Raw genomic sequence first — 14,611 nt, forward strand, 5'->3', positions numbered from 1 at the left:
AGCAGGAAGCGATTGTCCGCGCCAGCGGCGGCAAGGCGTTTCGTCGCCTGTCCATTCCGACGATTGTCGTACGATGGTGTGTGGGTTATGGTCTTTCACACGCGATACGTGCATATGGGATTATGACCCTTTCTCCGCGCCGCCTCATCGCCGTCCTGTCGCTCGGTCTCGCCGTGGCGATGCTGGGCGGCTGCCTGACCACGGCCGACGCGCCGACCCCGCCCTTGGCGCCGCCGGTCACCGCCGGGACGACCGAACCGCTGCGCTTCGGGGAGCTGTCGCTGGGGTCGATGCGGCGCGGGATGGAGATCGGGCGGCATGTCTGGGACATCGACTGCGCGCCGCCCTACGACGAGGTCTATTGGACCAGCGGGGCGGGGATGCGGCGCGGCGCGACCTTCGACGAGCGTTTCGCGGAGGCGATGACCGGCGCCGGCTTCGACGTGGTCGGGCGGCCGGGCGGACCGGACAGCCCCGGCGGCAACCTCGGGCGGGCGCGCTTCACCGTGCAGGGCGACCTGCGCGACGTGAAGCTGGAGCTGTGCCGTCGCACCAACTGGCTGACCGGCGCCGACAAGGGCGTGTCCGGCACCGGCAGGGCGCGGGTGGACTGGACCGTCTACGACGCGCGCAGCGGCCGGCTGGTCCATCGCGTCAGCACCAGCGGCATCGGCCGCCAGGAGCGCGGCGTTCCCCAGGGCGACACGCTGCTGGTCGAGGAGGCCTTCGCGGCGGCAACGGAGCGGCTGGCGGCGGATCCGGGCTTTCGGGCGGTGCTGGCGCGCGGCGCGGCGGTGACGGCGCGGGTGTCGTCAACGGGCGGGGCCTCGCCGGTGAGCCTGACGCCCCGGTTGACGCAATCTTCGCCCCCCCTCGCGGACGACAACGGGCCGGAAACCCCGCGCCTGCACGCGGCGCTGACGATCCGGACGCCGCCGACGGACGGCAGCGCGGCGGAGGACCCGACGACGCGGGCCGGCACCGCCCGGCTGCGGGTGGGGCAGGGGCATGGCCTCGTCATCGGCGAGGTCGACGGGGAGACGGGGCGGGAATCCGTCCTGCTGGTTCCGGATGCCCCGCCCGGCGGCACCGTCGCCGTGCGGCCGGCGCGCGGGGTGGTGCTGACCGGGATCGTCGAGGGGCGGGACGCCGCCAGCGGTCTGGCGCTGGTCCGGGTTCCGGCGCGGCTGACCGCCGTTCCCGTGCGCGGCGGCACCGTCGCGGTCAGCGAGCCGGTCAGCGTGGCGATGCGGCAGGGGTCGGAATCCGCGCTCGGCCTCGTCGGCGCCATCCGCCCCGACCCGGCGCGCGGCATCGACGTGATCCAGGCGGATCTGGGGGCGCTGGGGCTGCTCGGCGCCTCGGTGGAGGCCGGCGATCCGCTGCTGGACGAGGCGGGGGCGGTGGTCGGACTGGCGCTGGGGCCGGGCGGGCTGTCGGCGGCGGTCCCGCCGGGGCTGGCCGCCTTCGTGCCGCTGGGGCCGCTGCTGGGGCGGCTGGGGGTGGATCTGTTGGAGGAGGGGCCACGCTTGCGTCAACCGGCGGCGCGCGTTCCATCCCACCCCCGGCGGTCGCGCGTGGCGGTTCCTGACGAAGAACTTGACGAGGCCGAGGACCCTCCCACATAGACCGCATGCCCGAACGCGTGTCACCTTGACGGTTCGACCGTCCGTTCCGCTCCGCCACGGGGGAACGGGCGTGGGCATGGCCTGTCCTTTTCCACAGCATGGTTGCGCATGACCTCCTCAGCTTCCAACCCGCATGACCCGATCCAATGGCACGGCACCACCATCCTGTCGGTGCGCAAGAACGGGCAGGTGGTCATCGCCGGCGACGGGCAGGTCTCGGTCGGCCCGACCGTCATGAAGTCGAACGCCCGCAAGGTGCGCTGGCTGGCCGGCGGCGCCGTGATGGCCGGCTTCGCCGGGGCCACCGCCGACGCGATGACCCTGTTCGAACGGCTGGAAGCCAAGCTGGAGCAGCACCCCGGCCAGTTGACCCGCGCCTGCGTGGAGATGGCCAAGGACTGGCGGACCGACCGCTACCTGCGCCGGCTGGAGGCGCTGATGGCGGTGGCGGACAAGAACGTCAGCCTCGTGCTGACCGGCAACGGCGACGTGCTGGAGCCCGAGGACGGGCTGATCGGCATCGGGTCGGGCGGCTCCTACGCCCTGTCGGCGGCGCGCGCGCTGATCGACATCGACGGCATGGACGCCGAGGCGGTGGCCCGCAAGGCGATGAGGATCGCCGCCGGCATCTGCGTCTACACCAACGAAAACGTCACCCTCGAAAAGCTCTGACCGCTAAAAGCTCTGACCGGGACACCGCCATGACCGCCTCCTTCACCCCCCGCGAGATCGTTTCGGAGCTCGACCGCTACATCGTCGGGCAGAACGACGCCAAGCGCGCCGTCGCCATCGCGCTGCGCAACCGCTGGCGCCGCCAGCAGCTTCCCGAGGCGCTCCGCGAGGAGGTCCTGCCCAAGAACATCCTGATGATCGGCCCGACCGGCGTCGGCAAGACCGAGATCGCCCGGCGTCTGGCCAAGCTGGCGCAGGCGCCCTTCCTGAAGGTCGAGGCGACCAAGTTCACCGAGGTCGGCTATGTCGGCCGTGACGTCGAGCAGATCGTCCGCGATCTGGTCGAGGCGGCCATCGGCCTGACCCGCGAGCGTCTGCGCAAGGAGGTCGAGTCCAAGGCCGAGCTGCGCGCGGAGGAGCGCGTGCTCGACGCGCTGTGCGGTGAGAGCGCCAGTGCCGAGACCCGCGCCAAGTTCCGCAAGATGCTGCGCGAGGGCACGCTGAACGACAAGGAGATCGAGATCCAGGTCGCCGACACCGGCGCCGGGGCGATGCCGTCCTTCGACATTCCCGGCATGCCGGGCGCCCAGATGGGCATGCTGAACCTGAACGACATGTTCGGCAAGATGATGGGCGGCCGCACCAAGACGCGCCGGCTCAGCGTCGCCGAAAGCCACACCGTGCTGATGGCCGAGGAATCCGACAAGCTGCTCGACAACGAGAAGGTGGTCTCGGAGGCGATCCGCGCGGTCGAGCAGAACGGCATCGTCTTCCTGGACGAGATCGACAAGATCACCGCGCGGTCGGACACGCGCGGCGGCGCCGACGTCAGCCGCGAGGGCGTGCAGCGCGACCTGCTGCCGCTGATCGAGGGCACGACCGTCTCGACCAAGCACGGCCCGGTGAAGACCGACCACATCCTGTTCATCGCGTCCGGCGCCTTCCACGTCGCCAAGCCGTCCGACCTGCTGCCCGAGCTGCAGGGCCGCCTGCCGATCCGGGTGGAGCTGAAGGCGCTGACCCGCGACGACTTCAAGCGCATCCTGACCGAGCCGGAAGCCAGCCTGATCCGCCAGTACCGCGAGCTGCTGAAGACGGAGGAGGTCGATTTGGTCTTCACCGACGACAGCATCGACGAGCTGGCCCTGCTGGCGACGGAGATCAACGCCTCGGTCGAGAACATCGGCGCGCGGCGTCTGCACACCGTGCTGGAACGCCTGCTGGAGGAGGTCAGCTTCGCCGCCAACGACCGCGCGGGGGAGACGATCACCGTCGACGCGGCCTATGTGCGGGAGCGGGTCGGCGGTCTGGCGAAGAACGCCGACCTGTCGAAGTTCATTCTGTAAAACGCCCTCTCCCGGGGCGGGAGAGGGAAAATCACACCGCCAGGAACCGCGTCTTCGGCAGCCGGACGGTCACCGCCGTTCCGGCTCCGGCTTGCGAGCGGATCGCCAGCGAGCCGCCGTGCTGCTCGACCATCGACTTGGCCAGCGTCAGCCCCAGCCCGATCCCCTCGTAGGAGCGGGTCAGCCCCTCCTCGCCCTGGACGAAGGGCTGGAACACGGTCTCCATCTGCTCCTCCGTGATGCCGCAGCCGGTGTCCTGCACCTCGATCAACAGGTCGCCGGCGCCGTCCAGCCCGGTGGCGATGCCGATCCGGCCGCCTTCGGGCGTGAACTTCACCGCGTTCGACAGCAGATGCAGCAGCGACTGCTTCAACGCGCGGGGGTCGGCCATCAGCGGCGGCAGCTCGCCGGGCGGGGTCAGGGCGACGGTCAGCCGGCCGCGCTCGGCCCGCTTGGCGATCAGGCGCAGGCAGGACACCACCAGCTCGGCGACGTCGACCAGCGATTCCTCCAGCTCGTTGCGCCCGGCCTCGATGGTCGCGATCTCCAGCAGGTCGTTGACGTTGGCGAGCAGAAGTTCGCCCGACTGGCGGATCTCCTCGATGCAGTTGAGCGCCAGCGGATCGCCGGGCTTTCCGTCCAACCGCCGCCGCAGCAGATCGGCGAAGCCGAGGATGCCGTTCAGCGGCGTGCGCAGCTCGTGGCTCATGTTCGACAGGAAGACGGTCTTGGCGCGGTCGGCCAACTCGATGGCGGTCTTCGCCGCCAGCAGGACCCGCTCGGCCTCCTTGGCGGCGGCGATGTCGCGCAGCATGGCGACGAAGATGCGGAAACCGGGCAGGTCCACGTCCGACAGGGTCAGCCAGACCGGAATCTCCACCCCGTCGCGCCGCCGCGCCGTCACCTCGCGGCCGATGCCGACGACGTGCGGCTTCAACGTGGACAGGTAGCGGCCGAGATAGCCGCCGTGCGACGTGCCCACCGGCATCAGGATGTCGATGGGCCGGCCGACCAGCTCGTTGGGCGCGTAGCCCAGCAGGCGCTCGGCCGCCCGGTTGGCCGACAGGATCGTTCCGGTCGCGTCGGCGGTCAGGATCGCGTCCACCGCCTGCTCGACGATGGCGCGGTTCTGCGCCTCGCTGCGGCGCAGCGCTTCCTCGGGAGAGAGAACGGGATCCGCCCCGTTTGTCTGGTCGGTCATGCTGCGGTCGCCCTGGCGCTGTCCCAGCTGTCCGAACGTCATAGACCCAATGACGGGAAATTTCGACTCCAAACATGTCGCAGGCCGGGTGGGAGCCTGTTTCAGCGTCGCCGCGCGGGCAGCCGGCGGCGGCCTGCCTTCAGAGCGGGAACCGCGTCGAGCACCTCCAGCAGCCGGTCGAGCGCCGCGTCGTCCAGCCCGGCGATGCGTTCCGACAGGCGGTTGGCGAGTTCGGTCGCCTTGGGGCTGAGGCCCGACGTGTCCACCGTCACGCGCGGGTGGGACAGATCCGCCAGCCGCTCCAGCTCTTCGGCCTCGTCCCAGATGATGCCGAAATAGGCGCAGATCTGGCGGACCAGCTGGGGCGAGGGTTGGCCGCGCTTGCCGTGCTCCAGGGCCGACAGATAGGCGGAGGAGATGGACAGATCCGTCGCCATCTGCTTCAGCGTCACGCCCTTGGCGTCGCGCAGCGAACGGACCCGTTCGCCGAACGGGGTCATCGGAAGTGGGCTTTCCCTGGGGTTCGAGGCTTGGGTTTGGGACTCAGTCCTTACGGTCGCGGCGCCGTTTGATCAAGACATACAGCGCGCCGTCGCCGCCGTCCTTGGGCCGCGCCGGCTGGATCGCCAACACCATCGGGCGCAGCGCCGGGTCGCCGAGCCAGCGGGGCGCCGCCTGCCGCAGCACCCCGGCCCCGCCGGTGAAGCTGCCCTTGCCGGTGATGACCAGCACGCAGCGCCGTCCCTCGTTCCAGGCGCGGTGGACGAAGGCGGCGAGCGCGCCGTGGGCCTGGGCCTGGGTCATGCCGTGCAGGTCGATGCGCCCGTCGATCTCCAACTCGCCGCGCCGGAAACGGTCGCCGGTGCGGCGGTCGATGTTGGCGGTCGAACCGGGGGTGAGCGGCGGCAGGGACGGACGGCTGGACGCCGGCGAGGGCGCGCCGCGCGCCGGCACGGTCGGCGGCGGGGCCAGCGTGGTGGCGACGGGCTCGTCGTAGCCGGGGAAGGGGGGCGGATCCGGTTCGGGTTCCACCGCCCGGCCCGGCATCGGCTCCGCGTCGCGCATGGCGATCCGCCACAGGCGCCGCTCGTCGGGCGTGGGCAGTCGGCGGCGGGTCATCGGCGCGGAACCTTCCTGCGTCTGGATGTGGAAGCGGGGCGGTCCGGGATAAAACGCGCCGCCGCCCCGCTGTCAATGTGTGTCGCTGCGCCGCGAAGAAAAAGGGGGTCAACCCCCCTCTCAGGTTCCGCTGGCCGACCCGGCGCCCAACGTGGCGCCCAGCGGGTATTCGCCGAGCGCCTCGTAGACCGACCCGCCGTTGCCGAGATGGCTGCGGTAGAGCGTCACATGGTCGACCGGCATCGGCCCGGCCCGGAACATCCCCCGGTCGGTCAGAAAGCGGCCGAGCCGTTCCTGCGCCGGGTCCTTCAGCCGGGCCAGCGTGATGTGGGGCGTGAACCTCCGCTCCTCCGCCGGCAGCCCGCAGCGGACCAGGGCGGATTCGACCTTGGCCTGGAGGTGGTTCAGCGCCTCGTTCCGCTCCACCCCGGCCCACAGCACGCGGGCGCGGCGGCCGGTGCCGAAGACGCCGACGCCGTCGAGCATCAGCTCGAAGGGCGGCGCGCGCAGACCCGCGAGCGCCTCGTCGATGTCGATGGCCTGGTCCTCCGGCACCTCGCCGATGAAGCGCAGGGTCAGGTGCAGGCTCTCCGGATCCATCCAGCGTGCGCCCGGCACCCCGCCGGACAGGCCGGCGAGGCGCTGGCGGACGGCGTCGGTGACGTCGAGCGCGACGAAGAGGCGGATCATGCGCCGTCCCCCCTCATGGTTACGGGCAGGGGTCGGGCAGGCGGTTGTGCACCGCGTCGATCTCCGCCAGCACCTCGTCGGACAGGGTCACGTCGATGGCGTCCATGTTGGAGACCAGCGTCTCCATCGTCGTGGCGCCGATCAGCGAGGAGGCGACGAAGGGCTGGCGCAGGGTGAAGGCGATGGCCATCTGCGACGGCGACAGCCCGTGGCGCCGCGCGATGTCGAGGTAGGCCTCGGTCGCCGCGTCGGCGTTGACGGTGACGTAGCGCGACGGGCGCGGGTCGATGGAGCGGCGCGAACCGGCGGGCATGGCGCCGTTCAGGTACTTGCCGGTCAGCGTGCCGGCGCCCAGCGGCGCGTAGGCCAGCAGGCCGACCTCCTCGCGCAACGCGACTTCGGACAGCCCCTGCTCGAAGGTGCGGTTCAGCAGGTTGTAGGCGTTCTGGATCGAGGCGACGCGCGGCAGCCCGGCCATTTCGGCGGCGCGTAGGAAGCGCATGACGCCCCAGGGCGTGTCGTTCGACAGGCCGACGTGGCGGATCTTGCCGGCGGCGACCAGTTCGCCCAGCGCGGCCAGCGTCTCCTCGATGGGAACGCCGTCCTTCTCGGGTTTGTGGGTGTAGACGCGGTTGCCGAAGCGGTTGGAAACGCGGTCGGGCCAGTGGAGCTGGTAGAGGTCGATGTAGTCGGTCTTCAGCCGCGACAGGCTGGCCTCGACCGCCGCGAACAGGTTGGCGCGGTCGAGCCGCGACTTGCCCTCGCGCACCCAGCCGAAGCCACCGGCCGGCGCCCCGATGATCTTGGAGGCGAGGATCACCTTGTCGCGCCCGCCGCGCGCCTGGAACCAGGAGCCGATGATGGATTCGGTCCGGCCGTAGCTTTCGGCGGTCGGCGGGATGGCGTACATCTCCGCCGTGTCCCAGAAATTGATGCCGCGGTCGAGCGCCGCGTCCATCTGGGCGTGGCCCTCGGCCTCCGTGTTCTGGCTTCCCCAGGTCATGGTGCCCAGGCCGATGGCGCTGACCGACAGGCCGGTGCGGCCAAGCGAACGGTATTGCATCCGAAACGATCCTTACAGGAAAAGGGTCAGTACGCCTGTGTAACCATACAGGCGGTTGTGGGAAATCTCGCCCGAGGCGAAGAAGCCGACCAGCGGCACCTCGCCGAAGGTCTCGCGGATCATCGTCAGCTCGGCGTTGGCTTCGCCGAACAGGCTGGGGCCGCGCGCGATGCAGCTGACGTAGACGGCGCCCTTGGGCGGGGTCTTCACCCGCTTCTTCAGCCCGTCGAGCATCCGGCGCAGATCGGCGGTGGCGCTGTCGCGGTCGCGGCGGGTGAACAGGATGGGCTGGCCGGTCGTCACCGGCTCGGCGATGGAGAGCCAGCCGGCGCGCGGGTCGATGGCGACGAGGTCGCGCACCAGGTAATCCTGCGTGTCGGACCCGGCGATGGGCAGTCCGGCGCTGATCAGCCCGGCCACTTGACGCAAGTCGGCGGCCAGATCCGGTCCGATGTCCTCCTTGAACACGTCGAGCGCGGGGCGGCCGTCGATCTCCAACACGACGTTGTCGTCGCTGGCGGTGATGGTCCGCTTCGGCCCGATGGGCAGGCAGCCCTGGGTGCGCGCCGTGGCGACCGCGACCGAGGGCGCGAACAGCACGCCCGACACGCCGCCCTCCTCGACCGGCCCGCTGGAGCCGCCGGGGGTGGTGAATTGCGGGTACTCGGCGCGCGACGCGCTGGTGCCGCCGACCAGGAAGGCGCCGGTGGTTTCCGACAGGCTGGCGACCAGCCCGGCCAGCCCCTGGACGCGCGGGTCGGCGTGGACGAGCGCGAGCGCCGCGCCGTGCTTGTCGAGCCAGCCGCCGGCCGCGTCGCGCAACGGCTCCAGCCCGGCCTTGACCGGCGGGAAGGGACGGAAGCCGTCTTCGGGCAGCCGGGCGACCATGATCGCAAGCCCCGGCTCGTCGAACAGGACGTCGCCGTTGGCGCAGACGCCGATGCCGACCGTTCCGGTCCAGTCGCGGATGCCGGTGACGCCGCGCAGCAGCGTGACGATGCTGGTGGCGTGCTCCGCCAGCCCGTCGGTGATGTAGAGGATGCCGAGGTTGCAGCCCTCCACCGGCCCCAGCCGGTCGAGGCAGGCCTTCACCGTCGGTCCCCAATCGTTGCCGGCGGCGCTGGCCGCGCGGAAGAACGGCTCCCCGGCTAAGGAGCTGGTGGCCGTTGCGCTGGTCATGATGGGGTCAGCCTCCGGTCTTGGTGGGCAGGGAATCGAGCAGGCGGGTGACGTGGGGCAGGATGCGCTCGACGATGATGGCGACGCCCTGGGCGTTGGGGTGCAGGCCGTCCGGCTGGACCAGCGTCCGCTCGGTCGCCACCCCGTCGAGGAAGAAGGGGTAGAGCGGCACGTCGTGGCTCTTCGCCAGATCGGGATACATTCCGTTGAAGCGCTCCGTGTAGGGGCGGCCGAGGCTGGGCGAGGCCAGCATGCCGGCCAGCAGGGTCGGGATCCTGCGCTCCCCAAGCTTGGCCAGGATGGCGTCCAGATTGGCCTTCGCCGCCCCCGGATCCAGCCCGCGCAGCATGTCGTTGGCGCCGAGTTCGACGAGCGCCGCGTCCGGCTTGTCGGCGAGCGCCCAGTCGAGCCGGGCGAGACCGCCCGCCGTGGTGTCGCCCGACACGCCGGCGTTGACCACCGTGACGGCGTAGCCCTTGGCGGTCAGCGCCTTCTGCAACTGGCTGGCGAAGCCCTGCGGCTCGGGCAGGCCGTAGCCGGCGGTCAGGCTGTCGCCCAGCGCCAGAAGCTTGACCGGGGCGTTGGCGGCTTGCGCGGCCGGAAGAATCGTCATCGACACCCCCAGGGCGGCCAGCAGCGCCAGCCCCGTGTTGAAAGCGCGGCGGGTCATGCCATATGGCGAAGGTCCGTTCCGCATGATCGAGAGACGCATGTCCAAGGTCCAATCCGATGCAACGTCGTCCAAAACCATCGCCGATCAAATCATTGTCGATCTCGACGACGTCCACTTGAGATTGGACAGCGGGGCCGGACCCGTCAACATCCTGAGGGGCGTTAATCTTCAGGTCGGTCGTGGCGAGCGGGTCGGCGTGGTCGGCCCCAGCGGCTCGGGCAAGTCCACCATGATGATGGTGATGGCCGGGCTGGAACGCCCCAGCGCCGGCCGGATCCGGGTCGCCGGTCGGGATCTGGGGTCGTTGAACGAGGATGGCTTGGCGCGCTTCCGCCGCGACCATGTCGGCATCGTCTTCCAGGCCTTCCATCTGGTGCCGACCATGACGGCGCTGGAGAACGTGGCGATCCCGCTGGAGTTCGCCGGGGTGTCCGACGCCTTCGACCGCGCCCGGCTGGGGCTGGAGGCGGTCGGGCTGGGCCACCGCATCCACCATTACCCGGGGCAGCTCTCGGGCGGCGAGCAGCAGCGCACCGCGCTGGCCCGCGCCTTCGTCGCCGAGCCGGCCCTGCTGCTGGCCGACGAGCCGACCGGCAACCTCGACATCGACACCGGCGCCACCATCGTCAAGCTGCTGTTCGATCTGGCCGAGCGGCGCGGCACCACGCTGGTGCTGATCACCCACGACCCGGCGCTGGCGGCGCGTTGCGACCGCACGGTGCGGCTGGCCGACGGGCGGATCGCCGACGACGGCCAGTCGTCGCGCCGCGAGCGCGTCCGGCTGGCGGGGGAATAAGGGGGATGGGCGCCGCCAACGGGTTTTTCGCCAATCTGCCGCTCGCCTTGCGACTGGCCCGCCGCGAGCTGCGGGGCGGGTTGAAGGGGTTCTGGATCTTCCTGGCCTGCCTGACGCTGGGGGTCGCGGCCATCGCCTCGGTCCAGTCGGTGTCGAGTGGGCTGCTCGACGGGCTGGCCAGCGACGGGCGCGCCATCCTGGGCGGCGACGTGGCCTTCCGCCAGCTCTACACCCCGCCGACCGACGAGCAGAAGGCGGCGCTGGCCGAGGGCGGCGGACGCGTCTCCAACTCCGCCGAGATGCGGGCGATGGCGCGGGCCGACGACGAGGTCCGCGCCTCGCTGGTCGAGCTGAAGGCGGTGGACGATGTCTACCCGCTCTATGGTGCCGTGACCCTGCGCGACGGCGGCGACGTCAAGGCGGCGCTGGCCAAGCGCGACGGGCGCTGGGGCGCGGTGGTCGAGGCCAGCCTCGTGGACCGGCTGGGCGTCAAGCTGGGCGACCCGGTCCATCTGGGCGACAGCGTCTACCGTCTGGCCGGCATCCTCGACCGCGAGCCCGATCGCGCCTCCTCCAACGCCTTTTCGCTCGGGCCGCGCCTGCTGGTGGCGCTGGACTCGTTGCCGGAGACGGGGCTGCTGCAACCGGGCAGCCTGACATGGTGGAGCGCCAAGGTGGCGCTGCCCGACGGCACCGACCGGCTGGCGTGGCAGGAGGGGGTGAAGGCCCGCTTCCCCGACGCCGCTTGGCGCGTCCGCGACTTCACCAACGCCTCGCCGCAAATCGAGCGCTTCATCGACCGGATGACGCTGTTCCTGACGCTGGTCGGGCTGACCGCGCTGCTGGTCGGCGGGGTCGGGGTGGGCAACGCGGTGCGCAGCCATCTCGACTCCCGCGCCCGCACCATCGCCATGATGAAGTGCATCGGCGCGCCGGGCGCCCTGGTGTTCCAGCTCTATCTGGCGCAGATCCTGGCGCTGGCGCTGGTCGGCATCCTGTTCGGGCTGGCGCTGGGCGCCGTGGCGCCGCTGGCGCTGAGCCGTTTGCTGGAGGACGTGCTGCCGGTGTCGGCGCACATCGGCGTCTATCCGGGCGCGCTGGCGCTGGCGGCGCTCTACGGCGTGCTGACCGCGCTGACCTTCTCGCTGTGGCCGCTGGGCCGGGCGCGCGAGGTCCCGGCCGGCGCCCTGTTCCGCGACGTGATCGCCCCGGCGCAGGGACGGCCGAAGGCGCCGTACCTCGCCGCCATGGGGCTGTCGGCGCTGGCGCTGGCCGGGCTGGCGGTGGCGACGGCCGACAACAAGCTGTTCGCGCTGTGGTTCGTCGGCGGCTCCATCGCCACCTTCGGCGCCTTCCGCGCGGCGGCCGGGCTGGTGACGTGGGGCGCCGCCAGGATCGGGCGGGTGCGGCGGCCGGGGCTGCGGCTGGCGCTCGCCAATCTGCACCGGCCGGGCAACCCGACGGCGGCGGTGGTGCTGTCGCTGGGGCTGGGGCTGACCGTGCTGGTCGCCATCGCGCTGGTGCAGGGCAACTTCGCCCGCCGGGTGTCGGAGACGATCCCCAAGGACGCGCCCAGCTTCTTCTTCGTGGACATCCAGCGCGACCAGTTCGAGCCGCTGAAGGCCACCGTCACCGAGGTGCCCGGCACGAGCGCCTTCGAGGCGGTGCCGAGCCTGCGTGGCCGGATCGAGAGCGTCAACGGGGTGGAGGCCGAAAAGGCGCTGGCCAACCCCGAGCAGGCCTGGATCCTGGCCGGCGACCGCGGCATCACCTACGCCGCCAAGCTGCCGGAGCGCTCGCAGGTGGTGGCCGGGTCGTGGTGGGCGGCGGACTACGCCGGGCCGCCGCTGATCTCGATCCACCAGAGCGTCGCCGAGGCGTTCAACATCGGTCCCGGCGCCAAGCTGGCGGTCAACATCCTGGGCCGGACCATCGAGGCGACGGTGGCCAACGTCCGCGCCGCCGATTTCAGCACCATGGCGATCAACTTCACCATGGTCTTCGCCCCCGGCGCGCTGGAAGGCGCCCCCCAGACCTGGATCGCCACGATCCGTTCCGCCCCTGAGGCCGAGGAGGCGGTCCAGCGCGCGGTGTTGCACCGCTTTCCCAACATCACGCTGGTGCGGGTGAAGGACGCGCTCGACACGGTGGGCGACATGCTGTCGCACATCGGCACGGCGGTGCGCATCGTCGCCGGCATCACGCTGATCGCCGGCACGCTGGTGCTGGCCGGGGCCGTCGCCGCCGGGCACCGCCGCCGGGTCTACGACGCGGTGGTGCTGAAGGTGCTGGGGGCGACGCGGGCCGACGTGTTGCGCGCCTTCCTGCTGGAATACGGGTTGCTGGGGGTGCTGACCGCGATCATCGCCGGGGCCATCGGCACGCTGACCGCCTGGGCGGTGATGCGCTTCCTGATGCGCTGGGAGTGGACCTTCCTGCCGTCCTCGGTGCTGACGACGGCGCTGCTCAGCACGGCGATCACGTTGGCCTTCGGGTTCTATGGTACTTGGCGGGCCTTGGGACAGCCGTCGGCGCCTTTGCTTCGCAACGAATGACGAGGCCGGGACGAAGCGGTGTCTTGACCGAATCGTGAAAGCTTTTTCATCCTGCGGACTCCGCCGCGATTCCTATTGAACGGCTTGGCGGACTCGCCAATATGTCAGGTCGACGGGACAACCTTCTTTTGACCTAAGAGGAAACCACCATGGCTGACCCGACCTTCAACCGCTTCGCGACCGCAGGCCGCGCGACAGATCGGGGATACTTCGACGAGGGCCTGCGGCAGCACATGCTGCGCGTGTACAACTACATGGGCGCCGGCCTGGTCCTGACGGGTCTGGTGGCGGCGCTCGTGTCGTCCAGCCCGGCGATGATGGCCGCCATCTTCGGCACGCCGCTGAAGTGGGTCGTCATGCTGGCCCCGCTGGCCTTCGTCATGGTGCTGTCGTTCGGCATCCAACGCCTGTCCTTCGCCTCGGCGCAGATGATCTTCTGGGCCTATTGCGGCGCGATGGGCCTGTCGATGTCGGCGATCTTCCTGGTCTTCACCGGGGCCTCGATCGCGCTGACCTTCTTCGTCACCGCCGCGACCTTCCTGTCGATGAGCCTCTACGGCTACACGACGAAGGCCGACCTGTCGAAGATGGGCTCGTTCCTGATGATGGGCGTGATCGGTCTGGTGATCGCCGGCTTGGCGAACATTTTCTTCCAGTCGCCGGCCCTGCACTTCGCGATCTCGGCCATCGGCGTGCTGATCTTCACCGGCCTGACCGCCTACGACACCCAGGCGATCAAGGAAAGCTACGCCGAGGGCTACGACCACGAGAGCACCGGCAAGCTGGCCCTGATGGGCGCCCTGACGCTGTACCTGGACTTCGTCAACCTGTTCCAGTTCCTGCTTCAGTTCCTGGGCGTGCGCAACAACGACTGAGCCACCGCCCGTCGCGTAGGGCTCCGACACATGACGAACCGCCCGGAAGCAGCCGCTTCCGGGCGGTTTTTCTTTGGCTCAGGCGGGCTGGCCGGGGAAGGCGTCCAGGAAGGGGGAGAGTTCCTCGAAGAAGCGCGCGACCAGCGCCGGGTCCGAGAGATCGGTCATGTTCGGCAGGCCGCAGAACATCAAACCGGGGTTGGCCTTGACCAGATCGATGGACTCTATGAAGCAGGAAGAGATCGAATCCTGCAAGCCGAGCTTCTGGGACAGCACGAAGACACCGATGCCGGCGCTGGCGTCATCGTTGATGTTGAAGGTTATTTCCGCGACGTTGTAGGGGAACACACGCCGCACGTCGCCCGGGCCGTAGCTGGCGACATGGGCTTCCCAAGGGTTTCCCATATACTCGTCCTGCGGCCAATTCCCGATGGGGATCGACAGGATGACCATGTCGCAGCGTTCCAGCAGCGCCAGCACCACACGCTGCGCCTCGTCCTTGGTCATGTGTTCCAGGACGTCGCCCAGCACGGCGATGCCGCCACGGTCGAGATGGCGGTAGTCGAAGACACGCGCATCGGCGACGTGAACGGCGTCGTAAATCTCAGCCAGACCGTATTCCTTGACGTAGGGCCCCCAGATCTCGACCGCGACGAAGCGGGCGTCGGGAAGGACGGGGCGCAGCAGGCGCCCATAGGTCCCGAGCCCCGGTCCGACATCGATGACTTGCGAAACCGGTCGCTGCGCGTTGAACCGATGGGCGGTCAGGACGGTCAGGGACTTGCCGAGCATGCTGCTGAAGGGCACGAATCGT

At 70.3% G+C, this 14,611-nt stretch carries 14 protein-coding genes; 6 read left to right on the forward strand and 8 right to left on the reverse strand.

Annotation, left to right across the window (positions count from 1 at the left end; all coding sequences use genetic code 11):
* Positions 1–122: 122 nt before the first annotated feature.
* The 3 genes from EJ913_RS08895 to hslU all read left to right on the forward strand — a co-directional run bounded on the left by EJ913_RS08895 (position 123) and on the right by hslU (position 3,646).
* Entirely contained in the window at positions 123–1,628 is a 1,506-nt protein-coding gene (locus EJ913_RS08895; protein ID WP_126996879.1) for a serine protease, read from the forward strand.
* A 108-nt stretch (positions 1,629–1,736) separates the two neighbouring features.
* Entirely contained in the window at positions 1,737–2,300 is a 564-nt protein-coding gene (hslV, locus tag EJ913_RS08900; protein WP_126996881.1) for an ATP-dependent protease subunit HslV, read from the forward strand.
* A gap of 29 nt (positions 2,301–2,329) precedes the next feature.
* A complete protein-coding gene (hslU, locus tag EJ913_RS08905) occupies positions 2,330–3,646 on the forward strand; it encodes an ATP-dependent protease ATPase subunit HslU (protein WP_126996883.1) in 1,317 nt (438 codons plus the stop codon).
* 31 nt (positions 3,647–3,677) lie between these two features.
* Here hslU and EJ913_RS08910 read toward each other — a convergent pair whose 3' ends face one another.
* The 7 genes from EJ913_RS08910 to EJ913_RS08940 all read right to left on the reverse strand — a co-directional run bounded on the left by EJ913_RS08910 (position 3,678) and on the right by EJ913_RS08940 (position 9,568).
* The gene (locus tag EJ913_RS08910; protein ID WP_185909721.1) at positions 3,678–4,847 is read right to left on the reverse strand and encodes a two-component system sensor histidine kinase NtrB; all 1,170 of its coding nucleotides are present in this window, start codon (positions 4,845–4,847) and stop codon (positions 3,678–3,680) included.
* A 101-nt stretch (positions 4,848–4,948) separates the two neighbouring features.
* Positions 4,949–5,347 (reverse strand): helix-turn-helix domain-containing protein, encoded by a 399-nt coding sequence (locus EJ913_RS08915; RefSeq protein WP_126996886.1) that lies wholly within the window; start codon positions 5,345–5,347, stop codon positions 4,949–4,951.
* Between the two features lie 43 nt (positions 5,348–5,390).
* Positions 5,391–5,966 (reverse strand): Smr/MutS family protein, encoded by a 576-nt coding sequence (locus EJ913_RS08920; protein WP_126996888.1) that lies wholly within the window; start codon positions 5,964–5,966, stop codon positions 5,391–5,393.
* A 120-nt stretch (positions 5,967–6,086) separates the two neighbouring features.
* Positions 6,087–6,656, reverse strand: coding sequence for an RNA 2',3'-cyclic phosphodiesterase (thpR, locus tag EJ913_RS08925; protein WP_126996890.1), 570 nt, complete (start codon positions 6,654–6,656; stop codon positions 6,087–6,089).
* A 19-nt stretch (positions 6,657–6,675) separates the two neighbouring features.
* Entirely contained in the window at positions 6,676–7,719 is a 1,044-nt protein-coding gene (locus EJ913_RS08930) for an NADP(H)-dependent aldo-keto reductase (protein WP_126996892.1), read from the reverse strand.
* Between the two features lie 12 nt (positions 7,720–7,731).
* A complete protein-coding gene (locus tag EJ913_RS08935) occupies positions 7,732–8,898 on the reverse strand; it encodes an FIST signal transduction protein (protein ID WP_126996893.1) in 1,167 nt (388 codons plus the stop codon).
* 7 nt (positions 8,899–8,905) lie between these two features.
* On the reverse strand, positions 8,906–9,568 hold the full coding sequence (locus EJ913_RS08940) for an arylesterase (protein ID WP_244939292.1): 663 nt from the start codon (positions 9,566–9,568) through the stop codon (positions 8,906–8,908).
* Between the two features lie 40 nt (positions 9,569–9,608).
* Here EJ913_RS08940 and EJ913_RS08945 point away from each other — a divergent pair, with 40 nt between their 5' ends.
* From EJ913_RS08945 to EJ913_RS08955, 3 genes are all read left to right on the forward strand, one after another.
* On the forward strand, positions 9,609–10,367 hold the full coding sequence (locus EJ913_RS08945) for an ABC transporter ATP-binding protein (RefSeq protein ID WP_126997118.1): 759 nt from the start codon (positions 9,609–9,611) through the stop codon (positions 10,365–10,367).
* A 5-nt stretch (positions 10,368–10,372) separates the two neighbouring features.
* On the forward strand, positions 10,373–12,922 hold the full coding sequence (locus EJ913_RS08950; RefSeq protein ID WP_126996897.1) for an ABC transporter permease: 2,550 nt from the start codon (positions 10,373–10,375) through the stop codon (positions 12,920–12,922).
* A 149-nt stretch (positions 12,923–13,071) separates the two neighbouring features.
* Entirely contained in the window at positions 13,072–13,797 is a 726-nt protein-coding gene (locus EJ913_RS08955; RefSeq protein ID WP_126996899.1) for a Bax inhibitor-1/YccA family protein, read from the forward strand.
* Between the two features lie 78 nt (positions 13,798–13,875).
* Here the strand turns inward: EJ913_RS08955 and EJ913_RS08960 are convergent, their stop codons facing one another.
* On the reverse strand, positions 13,876–14,604 hold the full coding sequence (locus EJ913_RS08960) for a hypothetical protein (protein ID WP_126996901.1): 729 nt from the start codon (positions 14,602–14,604) through the stop codon (positions 13,876–13,878).
* Positions 14,605–14,611 lie beyond the last annotated feature (7 nt).

Origin of the sequence: Azospirillum doebereinerae, assembly GCF_003989665.1 — a bacterium.
GTDB classification, from domain to species: domain Bacteria; phylum Pseudomonadota; class Alphaproteobacteria; order Azospirillales; family Azospirillaceae; genus Azospirillum; species Azospirillum doebereinerae.

Excerpts from the sequence above, each read along its gene's own strand:
- EJ913_RS08895 (WP_126996879.1), top strand. The coding sequence starts at position 123 with ATGACCCTTTCTCCGCGCCGCCTCATCGCCGTCCTGTCGCTCGGTCTC.
- hslV (WP_126996881.1), top strand. The coding sequence starts at position 1,737 with ATGACCTCCTCAGCTTCCAACCCGCATGACCCGATCCAATGGCACGGC.
- hslU (WP_126996883.1), top strand. The coding sequence starts at position 2,330 with ATGACCGCCTCCTTCACCCCCCGCGAGATCGTTTCGGAGCTCGACCGC.
- EJ913_RS08910 (WP_185909721.1), bottom strand. The coding sequence starts at position 4,847 with ATGACCGACCAGACAAACGGGGCGGATCCCGTTCTCTCTCCCGAGGAA.
- EJ913_RS08915 (WP_126996886.1), bottom strand. The coding sequence starts at position 5,347 with ATGACCCCGTTCGGCGAACGGGTCCGTTCGCTGCGCGACGCCAAGGGC.
- EJ913_RS08920 (WP_126996888.1), bottom strand. The coding sequence starts at position 5,966 with ATGACCCGCCGCCGACTGCCCACGCCCGACGAGCGGCGCCTGTGGCGG.
- thpR (WP_126996890.1), bottom strand. The coding sequence starts at position 6,656 with ATGATCCGCCTCTTCGTCGCGCTCGACGTCACCGACGCCGTCCGCCAG.
- EJ913_RS08930 (WP_126996892.1), bottom strand. The coding sequence starts at position 7,719 with ATGCAATACCGTTCGCTTGGCCGCACCGGCCTGTCGGTCAGCGCCATC.
- EJ913_RS08935 (WP_126996893.1), bottom strand. The coding sequence starts at position 8,898 with ATGACCAGCGCAACGGCCACCAGCTCCTTAGCCGGGGAGCCGTTCTTC.
- EJ913_RS08940 (WP_244939292.1), bottom strand. The coding sequence starts at position 9,568 with ATGACCCGCCGCGCTTTCAACACGGGGCTGGCGCTGCTGGCCGCCCTG.
- EJ913_RS08945 (WP_126997118.1), top strand. The coding sequence starts at position 9,609 with ATGTCCAAGGTCCAATCCGATGCAACGTCGTCCAAAACCATCGCCGAT.
- EJ913_RS08950 (WP_126996897.1), top strand. The coding sequence starts at position 10,373 with ATGGGCGCCGCCAACGGGTTTTTCGCCAATCTGCCGCTCGCCTTGCGA.
- EJ913_RS08955 (WP_126996899.1), top strand. The coding sequence starts at position 13,072 with ATGGCTGACCCGACCTTCAACCGCTTCGCGACCGCAGGCCGCGCGACA.